The 15,897-nt window shown below is 48.1% G+C and carries 11 protein-coding genes and 2 pseudogenes; 9 read left to right on the top strand and 4 right to left on the bottom strand.

The annotated features are described in order from the left end of the window. Positions 1-35: 35 nt before the first annotated feature. The 3 genes from AC0VXX_RS16515 to AC0VXX_RS16505 all read left to right on the top strand — a co-directional run bounded on the left by AC0VXX_RS16515 (position 36) and on the right by AC0VXX_RS16505 (position 3,753). Positions 36-677: a class I SAM-dependent methyltransferase gene (locus tag AC0VXX_RS16515; protein ID WP_475515156.1), complete on the top strand. Its 642-nt coding sequence runs from the start codon at positions 36-38 to the stop codon at positions 675-677. 302 nt (positions 678-979) lie between these two features. After that, a complete protein-coding gene (locus tag AC0VXX_RS16510) occupies positions 980-2,311 on the top strand; it encodes a M16 family metallopeptidase (RefSeq protein ID WP_475515155.1) in 1,332 nt (443 codons plus the stop codon). A 17-nt stretch (positions 2,312-2,328) separates the two neighbouring features. Continuing rightward, entirely contained in the window at positions 2,329-3,753 is a 1,425-nt protein-coding gene (locus tag AC0VXX_RS16505) for a M16 family metallopeptidase (protein ID WP_475517058.1), read from the top strand. 113 nt (positions 3,754-3,866) lie between these two features. On the opposite strand, the gene trmL is transcribed toward AC0VXX_RS16505, so the two are convergent. Further along, entirely contained in the window at positions 3,867-4,331 is a 465-nt protein-coding gene (trmL, locus tag AC0VXX_RS16500; RefSeq protein WP_110458271.1) for a tRNA (uridine(34)/cytosine(34)/5-carboxymethylaminomethyluridine(34)-2'-O)-methyltransferase TrmL, read from the bottom strand. A gap of 158 nt (positions 4,332-4,489) precedes the next feature. Here trmL and AC0VXX_RS16495 point away from each other — a divergent pair, with 158 nt between their 5' ends. From AC0VXX_RS16495 to AC0VXX_RS16470, 6 genes and pseudogenes are all read left to right on the top strand, one after another. Continuing rightward, on the top strand, positions 4,490-5,422 hold the full coding sequence (locus tag AC0VXX_RS16495) for a LysR family transcriptional regulator (RefSeq protein WP_475517057.1): 933 nt from the start codon (positions 4,490-4,492) through the stop codon (positions 5,420-5,422). Positions 5,423-5,851: 429 nt separating this feature from the next. Next, complete coding sequence (locus tag AC0VXX_RS16490; protein WP_475515154.1) at positions 5,852-6,445, top strand: cysteine dioxygenase family protein; 594 nt, start codon at positions 5,852-5,854, stop codon at positions 6,443-6,445. A 761-nt stretch (positions 6,446-7,206) separates the two neighbouring features. Further along, positions 7,207-7,383, top strand: a pseudogene (locus AC0VXX_RS16485) (SMR family transporter); the annotation flags it as partial. An 87-nt stretch (positions 7,384-7,470) separates the two neighbouring features. After that, a complete protein-coding gene (locus AC0VXX_RS16480; RefSeq protein WP_475515153.1) occupies positions 7,471-8,448 on the top strand; it encodes a transposase in 978 nt (325 codons plus the stop codon). 231 nt (positions 8,449-8,679) lie between these two features. Beyond that, positions 8,680-9,809, top strand: a pseudogene (locus tag AC0VXX_RS16475) (IS3 family transposase); the annotation flags it as partial. A 216-nt stretch (positions 9,810-10,025) separates the two neighbouring features. Continuing rightward, positions 10,026-11,101 (top strand): IS3 family transposase gene (locus AC0VXX_RS16470; RefSeq protein WP_475514310.1). Its coding sequence is split into 2 segments (ribosomal slippage): positions 10,026-10,278 and positions 10,278-11,101, totalling 1,077 coding nucleotides; the frame shifts between segments, so codons are not numbered across the junction. Positions 11,102-11,277: 176 nt separating this feature from the next. Here AC0VXX_RS16470 and AC0VXX_RS16465 read toward each other — a convergent pair. The 3 genes from AC0VXX_RS16465 to exaC all read right to left on the bottom strand — a co-directional run bounded on the left by AC0VXX_RS16465 (position 11,278) and on the right by exaC (position 15,536). Then, on the bottom strand, positions 11,278-12,228 hold the full coding sequence (locus AC0VXX_RS16465; protein WP_110457867.1) for a YjjW family glycine radical enzyme activase: 951 nt from the start codon (positions 12,226-12,228) through the stop codon (positions 11,278-11,280). Positions 12,229-12,235: 7 nt separating this feature from the next. Beyond that, a complete protein-coding gene (locus AC0VXX_RS16460) occupies positions 12,236-13,789 on the bottom strand; it encodes a YjjI family glycine radical enzyme (RefSeq protein WP_475515152.1) in 1,554 nt (517 codons plus the stop codon). 226 nt (positions 13,790-14,015) lie between these two features. Continuing rightward, complete coding sequence (gene exaC, locus AC0VXX_RS16455; protein WP_475515151.1) at positions 14,016-15,536, bottom strand: acetaldehyde dehydrogenase ExaC; 1,521 nt, start codon at positions 15,534-15,536, stop codon at positions 14,016-14,018. Between the last annotated feature and the right edge of the window lie 361 nt (positions 15,537-15,897).

Here is a 15,897-nt window from a genome sequence, read left to right as displayed (position 1 = left end):
GACCCTTAACGTGGATCATTGAAATAGGAAATACCGTGAGTTGTTGTCCTTTATGTAAGAGCCCGTCGTTATCTGCATTTCATCAAGATAAGCAGCGCGCCTATGTTCTCTGCTCAGTGTGCCAACTGGTCACTGTGCCCGACCAGTACCTGCTCAGCGCCGCCGACGAGAAAGCGTTTTACGATAATCATCAAAATAACAGTGACGATTTGGGCTATCGCCGTTTTTTAAGCCGCACATGGAGCCCGCTATTGCCGCGGCTGACACCCGCCATGCAAGGGTTAGATTTTGGTTGTGGCCCAGGGCCAACCATCAGTGTGATGGCTGACGATGCTGGCATCACTATGGCCAATTATGATCTGTATTATTTTAACCATCCTGAGCTGTTAGCCCGCCAATATGACTTTATTACCATGACCGAGGTGATTGAGCATGTTGCCGATAGCGCGGCATTGTTGCAGCAATTGGATGCCTTGCTCAAGCCCAATGGGGTGTTGGCTATCATGACTAAACGAGTCTTGGGCGCCGAAGAGTTTGCCCGCTGGCACTATAAGAACGATTTGACCCATATTCGTTTTTACAGCATTGCCACCTTTGAGTGGATAGCTAAGCAGTGGCAGTGGCAGCTCGAAGTGATTGATAACGATGTGGTATTTTTTACCAAAAGTGCCCGTTAAGGATTAAGCGGTTACAGCAGGCGCTAATGCTACCTGCTGGCAAAGAACTTTTTACTCAGTTTTATCTCGCTTATTGCTGCGCTATTTGGCTGCCTGTTAGGGCCATTGCGCGGCTTGCTTCTTCAGTTTCAATATCAAAAAAGCAATACGTTACAATTAAGTTATGTAGATTTTACGCTATGGCACTTGATCTTAATCCTGGTTTCACCGCTTAATAGTCAGCTAAATATCGATACCCTCACATCTTGAGTGTCTCGGTAACATTTAAATGTTTTTAGCTGCGCAACGAGAGGGAACCACTGATGATGCGAACAATTATCGCGCTGGGGGTGTCGATAGCAGTGTTATGTACTGCAACGGCCGCACAGGCGACACAAGTCGACGATATACAAAGCTTTACACTCGATAATGGCATGAAGATCATGGTGTTAGAAGATGCTTCTATCCCCAATGCCAACATGTACCTATTTTGGAAAGTCGGCTCGCGTAATGAAGTCCCCGGCATTACCGGAATTTCTCACTTTTTCGAACATATGATGTTTAACGGCTCAAAAAAATATGGTCCTAAGATGTTTGACAGAACCATGGAAGCCGCGGGGGGAGCCAATAATGCTTACACCACAGAAAACGTCACTGTGTATACCGACTGGTTTCCTGCCAGCGCGCTAGAGACCATTTTTGACCTCGAAGCCGATCGCATTGCGCATCTGGATATCAATGCCGAAATGGTAGAAAGTGAGCGCGGCGTGGTGACCTCTGAGCGCACCACAGGGCTAGAAAACTCTAACTGGCGCACCATACAAGAAGAGCTCAAAGGTGTCGCGTTTAGAGCGCACCCTTACAGTTGGTCTGTGATAGGCCATGAATCGGATATCGCCGCTTGGACCCTAGACGATTTAGTGCAATACCATAAGACTTACTATGCACCTAATAATGCGGTGGTGGTGATTGCGGGCGATGTGAAGCTCAATGAAGTGAAAGCCTTAGCCAATAAGTACTTTGCGCCAATTCCAGCTCAAGCGCCGCCGCGCGAAGTGAAAACCGTGGAGCCGCTGCAAAAAGGCGAGCGCCGCACCTATGTGCACAAGGCCTCGGTCAGTACGCCTAACGTGATGCTGGGCTATCATGTGCCCGCCACGACCCATGCCGATTACTATGCACTGGATCTCTTGTCCTCTATTTTGACCTCAGGCAATAGCTCGCGTCTCTATCAAGGCTTGGTAGAGCAACAGGTGGCGATAGAAGACGAAACCTATATGCCGATGAGTTTTGACCCTAACTTGTTTTACGTTATGGGAGTGGCAAACCCAGGGATCACCGCCACCGAACTCGAAAAAAGCATGATTAGCGAAATTAACCGCGTTGCACGTGAAGGCGTTAGTCAGCACGAATTAGACAAGGTTAAAAATATCAAATTGATGGACTTCTATCGTTCGATGGAAACCATCAATGGTAAAGCCAACACCCTAGGCACCTATGAGCTTTATTTTGGCAATTATGCTCAGTTATTTAACGCGCCTGAGTCCTATAACAAGGTCACCCCAGATGATATTCAACGTGTAGCGCAAACCTATTTACGTCGTGCCAACCGCACCGTTGCCGTATTGGCGGCCACAGAGGAGAGTGACCAATGAAGCAGTTTATTAGCAAAATGCCCGCCAAGTTGTCGACATTAGCGCTGACCGCGCTGCTGGCGGCCACGCTAGGCTTATCTGGTTGTACGACGACTCAAACGCCTGTGTCTGACAGTGCCAGTTTTAAGATGCCCGCTTATGAGCGTTATCAACTCGACAATGGCTTAACTGTCTATTTAATGCCGCAGACGGAGGTCCCCTTAATTACCGTTAATGCCGTGGTGCGTGCGGGCGCCGTTAACGATACAACTTCCGGTGTGGCGCTGATGACGGCGCAGTCTTTACTGCTTGGCGCTAATGGTCAGTCAAAAGCCGACATTGAACAGATGGTCGATTTCCTCGGGGCGTCTATTGGGGCCAGCGCTGGCAAAGAAGGCACCTATATTGGCGCCGACTTTATGGCGAAAGATAGCGATAAGATGTTGCCATTGGTGCGAGACTTATTGGTGACGCCTGATTTTTCTGCCGAAGAGTTTGATAAGTTGCGTCAGCGTGAAATGGCCGCGTTAGCGCAAGCGAAAGAGAGCCCACGCAATGTGATTGGTCGCTATTTCGATAAGCTAATATTTGGTCAGCACCCTTATGGTAATCCCACTTCTGGGACGCGTACCTCGCTGGAGCAGCTTACTATCTCTCAGCTTAGAGCGTTTCATAAAAGCTATTACCAACCACGCAACGCCGCCATCACTGTGGTGGGAGACTTTTCCCCAGCAGTCATGAAAGCCAAACTAGCCAGCTTGTTTAGCGATTGGCAAAATGGTGAAGCGATTCAAATGCCCGCTTTAGCCCAAGGGCAGCCAGCGTTAGACCAGAGTAACGTCTTGCTGGTGAATAAGGGCGATGCCATTGAAACTACCTTCTTGATCGGTGGCAAAGGGGTCACGCGGGATAATCCTGATTTGGTTGGCTTACAAGTGGTGAATACCATATTGGGCGGTCGCTTTACCTCATGGTTAAATGATGAATTAAGGGTTAACGCCGGCCTAACCTATGGAGCTCGCTCAGGTTTTAGCGCTTATTCTCAGGGCGGGGTGTTTAAAATTAGCACCTTTACCAAGAGTGAAACCACCAAAGATGCCATCGATTTGGCCTTAAAGACCTACGCGAGATTATGGGAGAAAGGGATCGATCAGGCCACCTTAGACTCGGCCAAAGCCTATGTTAAAGGGCAGTTTCCGCCTAAATTTGAGACCAGCGGTCAATTGGCAGCCCTGTTGTCCGACATGTATTTGTACGGTTTCGACGACAGTTATATCAACGAGTTTCAAGCCAAGGTCGATGGCCTGACCATTGCCGAAAGCCAGCGCTTAATCAGTCGCTACTTTCCGCAGGATAAGCTGCAATATGTGTTAATTGGTAATGCCAGCAAGATTGCCGATGTTGCGGCGCAATATGGCGAGGTTAAGCAAGTTGAAATTGATGCCGTTGGATTTGCCCAGTAAATCCACATCCTAGCAGTGCAGACCTTGCTGTTAAATAACCAGCCCCAGTAACCTTAAGTTACAGGGGCTTTTTTTATGATTGGCGATTAGCGCTGCTTATAGGCGCTCAAGTGTTAAAGCGCGCCTTCGTAGCCAATTTGTCGCCAAGCCTCGTAACTGATGATCGCTACCGCATTAGACAGATTTAAGCTGCGACTGCTACCTGCCATGGGGATTTTTAGGCGTTGTGTGGTCGGTAAGGATTCGATGATCTCCATCGGTAAACCGCGGGTCTCAGGGCCAAACAACAGCACGTCATCTTTCTCAAAACTCAGTTCGCTGTGTGGACGGCTGCCTTTTGTGGTGCACGCCATTATGCGCTTACCTGCCATCGCCTCGAGAAAACTGGCAAAGTCTTTGTGGCGAGTCACCCGGGTTAAGTCGCTGTAGTCTAAACCCGCGCGGCGCAGCTTTTTCTCTTCTAAATCAAATCCAAGTGGCTCAATTAAGTGCAGTTGGCAGCCATTATTAGCACATAAGCGAATGATGTTGCCTGTGTTAGGGGCGATTTCGGGTTCATAAAGGGCGATATGGAACATGCTGGCCTACCTTTGGATTGATGAGCGGCGATTATACGGTAAAAGTCGATGGTGGAAAACGTCACTGTGAGTGGGATCGTGAATCTCAGCATCGCCATCAACATGGTCGGCATTTAGGTTTATATTACCTAGGACTGTCATTAATTGATGAGATAGATATGGAGCTGGCTAAACTTTCACGTATTAGCATGAAACACTTAATCACGTTGCACGTGATGCTGGACACCTTGAGTGTGACTGACAGCGCTCGTCGGCTGTGCCTTAGCCCATCAACGGTGAGTAAGACCTTAAGCCAACTGCGCAATAGCTTAGATGATGAGTTGTTTTACCGTAATGGTAATAAGTTGGTTGCCACGCCTGTTGCCCGTCGACTTGGGCCGAGTGTGCATCAAATCATTAATGATATGAACCAGATGGTCAGCCAAGAGGCGTTTAATCCTGCCCTGTATGAGGGCTGCTTTTCGTTAGCCATGCGTGAAAGCACCTTTGAACTGCTCGCCGCGAAGTTAACCGCCACTGTGCTGAAGATGGCGCCCAACATTCGCTTAACCATCTGCGCCAAGGAGGGAATAGGCTTCGACGGTTTAGTGCAGGGAACACTGGATTTCATCATTTTGCCCCATGATCGCAGCCAGCCGCCTATCACCCAGCAAGACTTGGTGTGGGAAACCTTAATTGATGATCAGATGGTATGTTTAATGAGTCCGGCGCATCCATTGGCTCATCAAGAGACCATTACCATGGCCGATTACTTAGATTTTAGTCATGTGGGAATAAGCGATGCCGACTTAAACATTCCCTTCTTTGAGATGCAGTTAGCTCAGCAGTCACGCAAGCGGGCGACCCCTGTGGTGGTGCCCGACTTTGGCAGTGCGGCGTTAATGTGTCATCACAGTGAACTGCTGTTTACCTGCTCGCGTCATTGGGCCAATACCGCTTTGCAGGCCAAAGGGTTAGTCACTAAAGCGCTACCATTCGATTATGGCAAGGTCGCCTACAGTCTGGTTTGGCAGCGTCAGAGCATGAATGATCCTGCGCTGCGTTGGCTCTATCAACAGATAGTTGAATGCAGTCGAGTGGCGTTTGAGTGAAGGGGACATGTTGATTTCTAGCGGCTGCTTTAGTTGGTATTGAGCAGAGTGTTTGAAGGTCATACCTTAGCTGTTACTTATCGCCTGTCCGGCGAGGAATGTGCAAGCACTCTTTTGGCTCGCCACGAGCACATCCGTGTGGGCTCTGCGAAATCATCCATGATTTCGAAGGCCAAAACCGTGCTTACACGGGGTCATTTTCTCTCTTCGATTTGACTTCATTTGGGACTACTAACGCGTTAAAAACTAACGCGGTTTTGCCCCAAAATTTGTTAGCCTTGTTTTCGACACCCGCATTGGGTTATTCAACCTCTTCCATTTGGTCAAATATCATCTATCGCAGCTATCTTCTATCGACCTATTGCCTATTTATTGGCGAGATCAAATCCCCTACGCTTGTTTAAACACACAGTGAAAGCAGGTGATGTGATGGAAAACAGTGCCAGATTGCGGGATTTTATTCAGTCATTTACCCATTTAATCGAACACGTCGGCAGCGATGAGGTGCGTATTTTGGCTGATGGAAAAAACCTACTGTCAGCTCTTATTCGACACGATGATTGGCTGCCGGAGGCGTTTGCGCAGCCGAGCGTGGACAGGTATCAACAGTATTTGCTCTATTGCGATCCGCTGGAGCGTTTTTCTGTAGTGAGTTTTGTATGGGCGCCGGGGCAAACGACCCCAGTGCATGATCATACCGTGTGGGGCATGGTTGGCGTTATGCGCGGCGCCGAGCTCTGTGAGGAGTTTGAACTAGACCCTGCAACCGCTCGCTTGCGCGCAATCGGCTCACATCTCTTGCCCACGGGCGGCGTTGATCTCGTATCACCGCGCATTGGCGATATCCACAAAGTTTCAAATGCCCTTAAGGATAGTGTGTCGATCAGCATTCACGTCTACGGCGGCAACATCGGTGCGGTAAAACGCCATGTGTATGACCTCCATTCTGGGCAGAAAAAGCCATTTATTTCTGGGTATACCAGCAAGGTCATTCCCAATATTTGGGATCGTGAAGCCGAGTAGACTTCGGCGGTGCCTTTTTTGGGCAAGAGTGTTTTAAGGTCGCACCGTCATGGTTGTTAATTGCCTGCCGCGGGCTTTATGTGTAAGCGCTCTTTTGGCTCGGTGAGTGAAGCGTCGCTTCATGCTAACGAACGAGAGACAGGGATTGTCGAACTGGCTTTTAGATAGGGATATCGTTGTGAACACGTCCGTGTGGGCTCTGCGAAATCATCTGACCTCCAAGGACGGAGGGAATGCCGAAAAATGTCTGGAACATTTTCGGCCATGATTTCGAAGGCCAAAACCGCGCTTACACCTATCTCTAACGCCTCTTCGATTTAACTTTATCTGGTGTGAGTTGCGAGAGAAAAAGTGAAAAACACAGATTAAGTGCTCGATAAGTATCCGTAAATTCAGTAAGACCTTGCTATGAACATCAGTGAGGCAAAGGCCTGCGGCCTTAGTGGCATGAATGGTCTAAAAAGCACGGTTAATCACGAGTATTTGTCGTCAAGAGGCGCTAATGAAATATAAAAATAATAAAGAAGACCAATTGATTACCTTACCTCAGCTCAAAAAAACGACTACCACAGAAAAGCAAACTCCTATAGCATAATACATACCAAATACATGGATGTGGCAGTGGCCAAGTCCAGCAAGCGATTTATGCCTTGCAGACAGCGCAACGCATAAATACTAAGACGTTAGGCATGCTGAAGTGAGGACGACCTCACCTCTCAATTTCGTAAGGGGACGGCCCCAAAGCTAATTGAGAGGTGTTTATGAGTTGGTTGATTTTGTTTGTAGCTGGTCTTTTGGAGATTGGTTGGGCCGTTGGATTGAAGTACACAGATGGCTTTACGAAGCTATGGCCTACTGTTGGCACGGTTACTTCGTTGGTTGCAAGTTTTCTATTGCTAGGTTTGGCATTGAAAACGTTGCCTGTCGGTACAGCCTATGTGAAGTTGACTGAGACATCCATTGTTAATGGCGCAGAAGTTAACCTCCGGCTATGCTTTGATTGAGCATTGAACAAGGAGGTTTTTATGCCACGCCCTCGCAGAACTCAAATAAGTATCGAAGACACACCCTATTATCATTGTTGTAGCCGCGTCGTTCGCCGTGCGTTCTTATGCGGAAAAGACCAATACACGGGTAAAAACTATGACCATCGCCGTGGCTGGGTTGAAGCCCAAATACTCAAGCTGTCAGAAGTGTTTGCCATTGATGTAGCGGCCTATTGTGTCATGAGCAATCATCTTCACCTAGTGCTTCATATCGATATCGAGACGGCTAATAACTGGTCAGATAGGCAAGTGGTTGAACAGTGGCATAAGTTGTTTACTGGTAATGACCTAACTCAACGCTTTGCCAAAGGTGAGCTAATTGAAGTGCATTACGTTAGCCAGTTAAAACACCTTATTGCCACATATCGTTCAAGGCTCAGTGATATCAGTTGGTTTATGCGCTGCCTCAATGAGCCCATCGCTAGGCAAGCCAACATGGAGGATAACTGCACAGGACATTTTTGGGAGGGGCGCTTTAAAAGCCAGGCCTTACTTGATGAAGCGGCACTGTTAGCTTGTATGGCGTATGTTGAGTTAAACCCTGTTAGAGCCAAGATGGCCAGTACTCCAGAGCACAGTGATTACACCAGTATCCAATTACGTGTTAATGCTGCACTGAAAGGTGAGCAGCCTAAGCATCTTTTGGCGTTTATTGGCAATGAGCGAGCACAACAACCGAAAGGCATAGCGTTCAGCTTTAAAGATTACCTTGAGTTGGTGGATGAAACCGGAAGAGTTATCCGAGAAGATAAACGAGGCGCTATTTCTAAAAGTGCTGAAAATATCTTACAAAGGCTTAATCTCCCCGCCGAAAACTGGCTAAAATTAACGACTGATTTTGGCAAACTTTTTAGAGGGCCCGTTGGTTCATTGCAAGAGCTTGATGACTATTATACTCACCTAGAAAAACGACGAAGGCACTTTGCAAGCAGTTGTCAGCATCTTCAGTTCAGCTAGTATTTAGCCGCTTCCCACTTCTGAACTAGGCCTGTCAGTCAGGTCAATTTGTGATGCCTTAAATTCTGCCTTTTTGTTTTCTTTTCATCAATTCAAACTTATCTGATGCTCCCCAGTTGCCATCTTGACGAGTTTTCTCATTTATGATGCCTATCATGGGCAGCATAGGAGTAATCTGCAAATAATGGTGCTATGTTATTGATTAACTATGGGTGGCTTACTGCTTCGCACGCTGAAGCTGCGGCTTTACTGGTGCTTAGAAAAAAGCTCAATGCGCTTTGGGAGGACGACAGCGAGGAGAGTTAACGCCTTTGCCTAAGCGCATAACACTGGTGGATTTAATACAAGAAGCTTATGCCCACGGTGCGCGTCTTTACAAAGCTTGCGCTGAAGCAGAGTTAAGTAAACGGACGTATCGCCGCTGGTATCGAGCAGGAAAAGTGCAGGCTGATTTAAGGCCTACGGCAGTAAGACGGGCGCCTGCTAACAAGCTTAATGATGATGAGCAAGAGCAGATATTGGCAACCTCTAATGAGGTAAGGTTTGCAAGCCTACCTCCCTCACAAATCGTGCCGACACTGCTTGATGAGGGGGTCTATATCGCTTCAGAGTCGAGTTTTTATCGAGTGTTAAAAGCCAATGAACAATTAAATCGGCGTGGGCGAAGCCAAGGCGTAACAAAAAGAAGCAAACCAGATGCTTACGTTGCAGATGGGCCAAACAAAGTATGGTCTTGGGATATTACTTATTTAGCCTCGGTCATCAAAGGGCGCTTTTATTATCTGTATATGTTTGAGGATATTTATAGCCGTAAGATAGTGGGTTATGAAGTCCATGACCGAGAATGTGGTGAGCTAGCGGCCGAGTTAATGCAGCGCAATATGCTACGTGAGCAATGCTTCAAAAAACCGTTAGTACTGCACTCTGATAACGGTGCTCCGATGAAGTCATTGACGATGAAAGCCAAGCTTGAAGAGTTAGGTGTTACCGCTTCGTTAAGTAGACCAAGCGTAAGCAATGACAATCCTTACTCCGAAGCATTATTCAGAACCTTAAAGTATCGGCCGGAATGGCCTAGCTCTGGCTTTAAAAACATCACCGAGGCACGGGAATGGGTAGAAGAGTTTGTGACTTGGTACAATACCAAACATAAGCACAGTAAGCTCAATTTTGTATCACCGAGTGAGCGACATGCGATGCAAGATAAAGCGATTTTATCCAAGCGTAAGGAGGTACTAGAAGAGGCAAGATCAAGAAACCCTAAACGCTGGCCAAACGGTATAAGGAACTGTGACGTTATCGGTGAGGTAGTGTTGAACCCAGAAAAAGAGTCTGAAACTGAAACAAGAAATGTAGCTTAAAATTTAAGTAAAGAGTGCCAACTACCTTGAAAAACACCGTAGGTGTGAAATCGCAGAGCGCCCAAGGATGGGTTTAAAGCGATGCCGAAGAAGCACCTACACGAATGGGTCGTTCACTCACATCCTGTGATCTCAGCATTGGCGCGGTAATCCCCCCGAAAAATAACAGCTGTTAAAAGTAGAGTTTTCTCGTAAGTTAAACGCAGGAGGTTCTATATGAAAAAGTCGCGGTACACGGATAGTCAAATTATGACGATTTTGAAGCAAGCTGAAGCTGGTACGCCCGCACCTGAGCTTTGCCGAGAGCACGGTATGAGCAGTGCAACGTTTTATAAATGGCGTGCTAAATATGGGGGAATGGATGCATCACTCATGGCTCGGATGAAAGAGCTAGAAGATGAAAATAGGCGACTCAAAAAAATGTACGCAGAAGAGCGTCTTAAAGCTGAAATCATTCAGGAAGCTATGGCAAAAAAGTGGTAAAGCCCTGTGAGCGAAGAGAACTCGCTCAGTTTGCGGTGGCTAACCACAACATCAGTATTAGTAAGGCCTGCTCGGCTTTCTTTATCAGTGAGACATGCTTTCGTTATCAAGCAAAATTATCGGCGGAAAATACACAGATTTCAAATTGGCTAATTAAGCTGACCGAAGATGAAAGTGATTGGGGCTTCGGTCTGTGCTTCGATTATTTACGTAATGTAAAAGGCAAGCCATGGAATCATAAGCGAGTGTACCGAATTTACTGTGAGCTAGCGCTGAACCTGCGTATTCGTCCAAGACGTCGACTCAAACGAAATGCACCGGAACCACTAAAAGAGCCGATAAAACCTAACCAAGTATGGTCTGTCGACTTTATGCATGACCAGTTATCAGATGGTCGAAATTACCGATTATTTAATGTCATAGATGATTATCGGCGTGAAGCTTTAGTGATTGAACCAGGATTTTCACTTCCTGCTGTAAGGGTTATTAGAGCGCTAGAGCAGGTATTTGAGTATCGAGCTAAGCCAACAGTTATTCGCTGTGACAACGGCCCTGAGTTTATCAGTACTGAGTTTACAACGTGGGCTAAATGCCAGAATATTCGAATTGAATATATTCAACCAGGTAATCCACAACAAAACGCTTATATCGAACGACATAACAAAACAATTCGGTACAGTTGGCTCAGCAAGTACCTGTTCGAATCAATTAAAGAGGTGCAGGACTATGCAACTAAGTGGTTATGGTTTTACAATCATGAAAGACCACATAAAGCTAATAACGGCAGGCCACCACTGATGGCTGCCTAACTTCTATTTTTAATTGCAGTTAAAAATGGGAGGATTACCGCGCATCCCTGCGCTGCACCTGCTGCAGGCAATTGATAAACCATAAAGTCATGGTTTCAAATATCCTTTTAAATACCAAAGTCAGCTTGACGCTCAAAAACTAAAGATGGGCGATTGGCGCTATAAGCTCAATCACCTTACAAATACACACTGGGCAAAACCAAATGCTTCACTCCTCGCTGCGACAGCTGTGTGGCGAGCTGCTGGATATCGGCTTCATGGCAGTTTGGCCAGTTCTTCGCTTCACCCGTAACGCCGTGATGATGAAAGGCATTGAGTTTAATACGTACTGTTTTGGGTAGCTTGTTAAGGTAGTGGGACAGGGCATCGACCTCTCGGTCGAAATCACTGATGCCGGGGATATGCAGTAGGCGCACTTCGTACAACTTATTATGTTGGGCTAATAGGGTCAGTGACTGGAAAACCCTGTGGTTATCGCGTCCGGTGATGTAGTTGTGGGTCTCTTGCTGCCACGCTTTTAAATCGACCATAGCGCCGTCGAGATAAGGCAATAGTTTGTGCCAACCTGTGTGACTTAGGCTGCCGTTGGTGTCGAGCATACAGCTGAGGTGGCTAAGTTGCGGGCTGGCTTTTATCGCCTTAAATAACGCGATAACAAATGGCAGCTGTAAGCTGGCTTCGCCGCCGCTAACCGTGATGCCGTTGATAAAGGGTAGGTTAATGCGGATCTGCGCCAGTAGTTGATCGACACTGTATTGCTGGGTTTTCGGGTTAGATTGTTTACTGCAGGCTGACAAACACGCATCACACTGGTTGCAGCGTTGGCTATCCCACACAATACGTGGTTTCACGCCGCTGCTATCTAAGGCGAGCGCCGCCTGTGGGCAGGCGGGAATACAGTCGCCGCAATGATCGCAGGGCGTGATGGTGTGGGGGTTATGACAGTTTTTACAGCTGTAATTACACCCTTGCAAAAAGATCACCAGCCGACTGCCCGGCCCGTCGACACAGGAGAAAGGCAAGATCTGGCTGACATTGGCCAATGGACTTGCCGATGATCGATGTACATTAGCTTCACGCTCTGTGGTTTTTCTGTCTGCGACTTTATCCACGGCTACCTTACTCATAACAGCTTTACTCAGCGTATTGCGGTGTGAGTTCAAGGGCGGCCACTCTCGGCTGACGCTTGAGTATGCCGGTATTCTGCGCCGCTTCGGCGCCTAGTCCTGTGGTATTGGTGCGTGAGCCTTGCTGTTTAAAGGCGGCGATATCCGAGAGTTTTATCATGTAGCCGGTAACGCGAATTAAGTCGTTAGAGGCAACATTGGCGCTAAACTCACGAAAGCCTAAGTTGAATGCGCCCTTGCATAGTTGCAGCATGGCCTCGGGGTTTTGCTTCACGGTAGCATCTATGGTGAGAATATCGCTGATCCCTGAGGTGTAGTATTGATGGTGCGGCGCTAACGCTTGAATATGTGCCACGGGATTGGGCTCGGTGCCATAGGGAATACGCACGCCAGGGGTGACATCCACATCGAGGCTGATACCGCTTTGCGAATGCAGTAGGGCGCGATCGTTATAACCGTAAGTCACAGGCGTCGATTTAACTATGCTATCTAAGGCTTTCGATATCCGGTAGCCCAGCTGATTGGCGCCGTCGTGATGGCCGTAATTTTTACTGGGTTTGGCGCTCATCTGCTCAGATATGGGCGCATTGCCAAGCAGGATATCCACCGCCTCGGCCATGCCGTAAATGCCAAACATGGGGGCGAAACGTGACGGCTCAATAAGCCCCTCTTTTACCAAGAAGCTGTCGAAAAAATGCGACTCTTGATGGAGGAATTTAGCCCGTGCTTCGATGAGCTCATAGGCGAGGGCGCAGTAGGTTGGCAGAGTATGTTCAAAGAAGGCGTCGATGCTACTTGCCTGACTGGCCACCTGTTTTAGATTAATCCGGACCAAGGTATTAGCGCCGCCGGCGAGTGGCAGCGCGTTATAACAGCTGACAATGCCGAATCCTTTAGCGTCAAAGGCGCTGGCGTGCAGTGGGTAATTGGCGATATGTGGCTTATTACATTCACAAATATTGCTAGCTGCCATCAACAGCAGGTCATCGGGCGTGGTGGCCGGGTCGTACATAAAGGTCAAGTTAGGCACGACCTGTTTAAGCTCGGCATCGATTTTAAGCAGGGTGCGGCAAACGATATTATCGCTTGGGCCGATATTAACGTGCACAAAGGCGTCGGGCAGGGTGCGATCGAGCATGATCCACACGTTTTTCAGCTTGCGATATAAGGTTTGTTCATCAACGCCGTCAACGTAGGGCATGAGTAGTTCATCTAGCTGACCTAGATACACAGGCATATTAGTGACCGATGGCACATGATGATAGAGGATGATCAGCGCGTTGATCGCTTCATCTAAATCTGTCGCGGCGGCGAGCTCTAAGTAGGCGGAGCCTTGGCGCAGAAATTTAGCATAATCGGGCAGCACATAGCGTGGTTTAAAGGGGGCGTGGCCCTCAAACATGTCGCAAATAATCCCTGCTTGCATGGCCGTGGTTACGGCATCGGACACCGCGACATAGGGTAAACTCGCTTCAGCCTCTAAGGCCAGATAGTTCGACTTTTGTTTGGGAGAGAGATGAGGGTCGCTAACTATGCTTGCCAGTGTATTGAGTAGGGTCATGATAGGTATCCACAAAAAGAATATGGATATAATTTACGTGGTTCGCGTTTGGGCTAACAGTGAAAAACCGCTAATGGATCGTTTCCAATCTGGAAATCCGCGGGGTGATATCTTAGTTTTTATTGAAGGTGAGATCTCGATTGGCGCTGTGAGTTTGTAGGTAGGGCCTGATAACAAACAGGCCAAATCCTCCTAGACGGAAGGATTTGGCCATGGCTGAGTGAGATTAGAAGAAACCTAATGGGCTGGTCGAGTAGCTAACCAACATGTTTTTGGTGTTTTGATAGTGGGCTAGCATCATCTTATGGTTTTCACGACCGATCCCCGACTGCTTGTAACCACCAAAGGCTGCATGGGCTGGATAGGCGTGGTAGCAGTTTATCCATACACGGCCAGCCTGTATGCCGCGGCCCATACGTTGGGCGCGATTCATATCGCGGGTCCATACGCCGGCGCCTAAGCCAAACTGCGTATCATTGGCGATAGCCAGTGCCTCTGCTTCATCTTTAAAGGTGGTCATTGAAATGACCGGGCCAAAGATCTCCTCTTGGAACACGCGCATATTGTTGGTGCCTTTGAGGATGGTTGGATTAATATAAAAACCACTGCTCTGCTCACCGCTGAGCTGGCAAAGTTCACCGCCAATAATCACTTCGGCGCCTTCGTTGCGGCCGATGTCGATGTAGCTAAGAATTTTATCGAACTGCTCTTTAGAGGCTTGTGCGCCCACTTGGGTGTCGGTGTCGAGTGGATTGCCCTGCTTGATGGTTTTAGCTCGGGCGATAACCCGCTCGATAAACTTATCGTAAATCGATTCGGCCACTAATACCCGCGATGGACAGGTGCAGACTTCGCCTTGGTTAAAGAAGGCCAGTAACATGCCCTCGATCGCCTTATCTAGGTATTCATCTTCATGATCCATCACATCGGCAAAGAAGATGTTAGGTGATTTACCACCTAGCTCTACTGTCGATGGGATTAAGGATTCGGCGGCGCATTTTAAGATGTGGTGGCCTATTTGGGTCGAACCGGTAAAGGCCAATTTTGCAATGCGTGAGCTGGTGGCGAGTGCCTGGCCCGCTTCTTTACCAAAACCGTTAACTACGTTGAGCACACCTGCGGGAAGCAGATCTTCAATCAGCTCAAGCATCACTAAGATAGAGGCAGGTGTCTGCTCTGCAGGCTTAAGGACGATGCAGTTACCGGCGGCGAGTGCGGGGGCGATTTTCCATGCGGCCATCAGTAGGGGGAAGTTCCAAGGAATAATTTGCCCGACCACACCTAATGGCTCAGGAAAGTGGTAGGCAACCATGTTGTTATCAATGTCCGCCGCGCTGCCTTCTTGGGCGCGAATACAGCCAGCAAAGTAGCGAAAGTGATCAACAAACAGCGGCAGATCGGCGTTCAGGGTTTCGCGCACCGCCTTACCGTTTTCCCAGGTTTCGGCTACCGCAAGGTATTCGATATTTTGCTCGACGCGATCGGCGATGCGCAGTAATACGTTTGAGCGTTCGGTCGCCGAGGTCTTACCCCAGGCGTCTTTGGCGGCATGGGCAGCTTCGAGCGCTAATTCAATATCTCTCGCATCTGAACGTGGCACTTGGCAAAACGCTTGGCCATCAACTGGCGAGCTGTTAGTAAAATATTCACCGCTTACAGGTGCGACCCATTTACCACCGATAAAGTTATCGTACTGACTTTTGAAGGTGACGAGTGAGTCGGCGCTACCCGGTTTTGTATAAATCATGCTGCTTCCTTGTATTGATTTGAGTATTGATTCGAGTCTTATTTCGTGCCGCCATCTTGTGCGCGGTTGGTATAGTGAGCGACTGACTTATCGCTCGATAAAATAGGGTTAAGCAGGTACTTGCCTGTCGCTTGTGTGTCACTGACCTGCTGATGTGCCCTACTGCATTTGGTCTATTACATAGAGCACGTTACAAGGTGCGCGCCAAACTGGCAGGAGTTGTGTTGATTGTTTGGTAACAGTATGATGAAAAGCTAATTTTTGATGTCTGAATGTGCGTGTTCCAGTAAGAGGTAGCACTGGAAGGGTCGTCGCACTGTGACATAAGTGCACAGCCGCTGTGCCAAAATGGAACACTGTT

The organism is Shewanella sp. QJM3NY_23 (genome assembly GCF_056173105.1).
The sequence above is the reverse complement of the archived record's forward strand: the minus strand, read 5'-3'. Positions and strand labels throughout refer to the sequence as shown.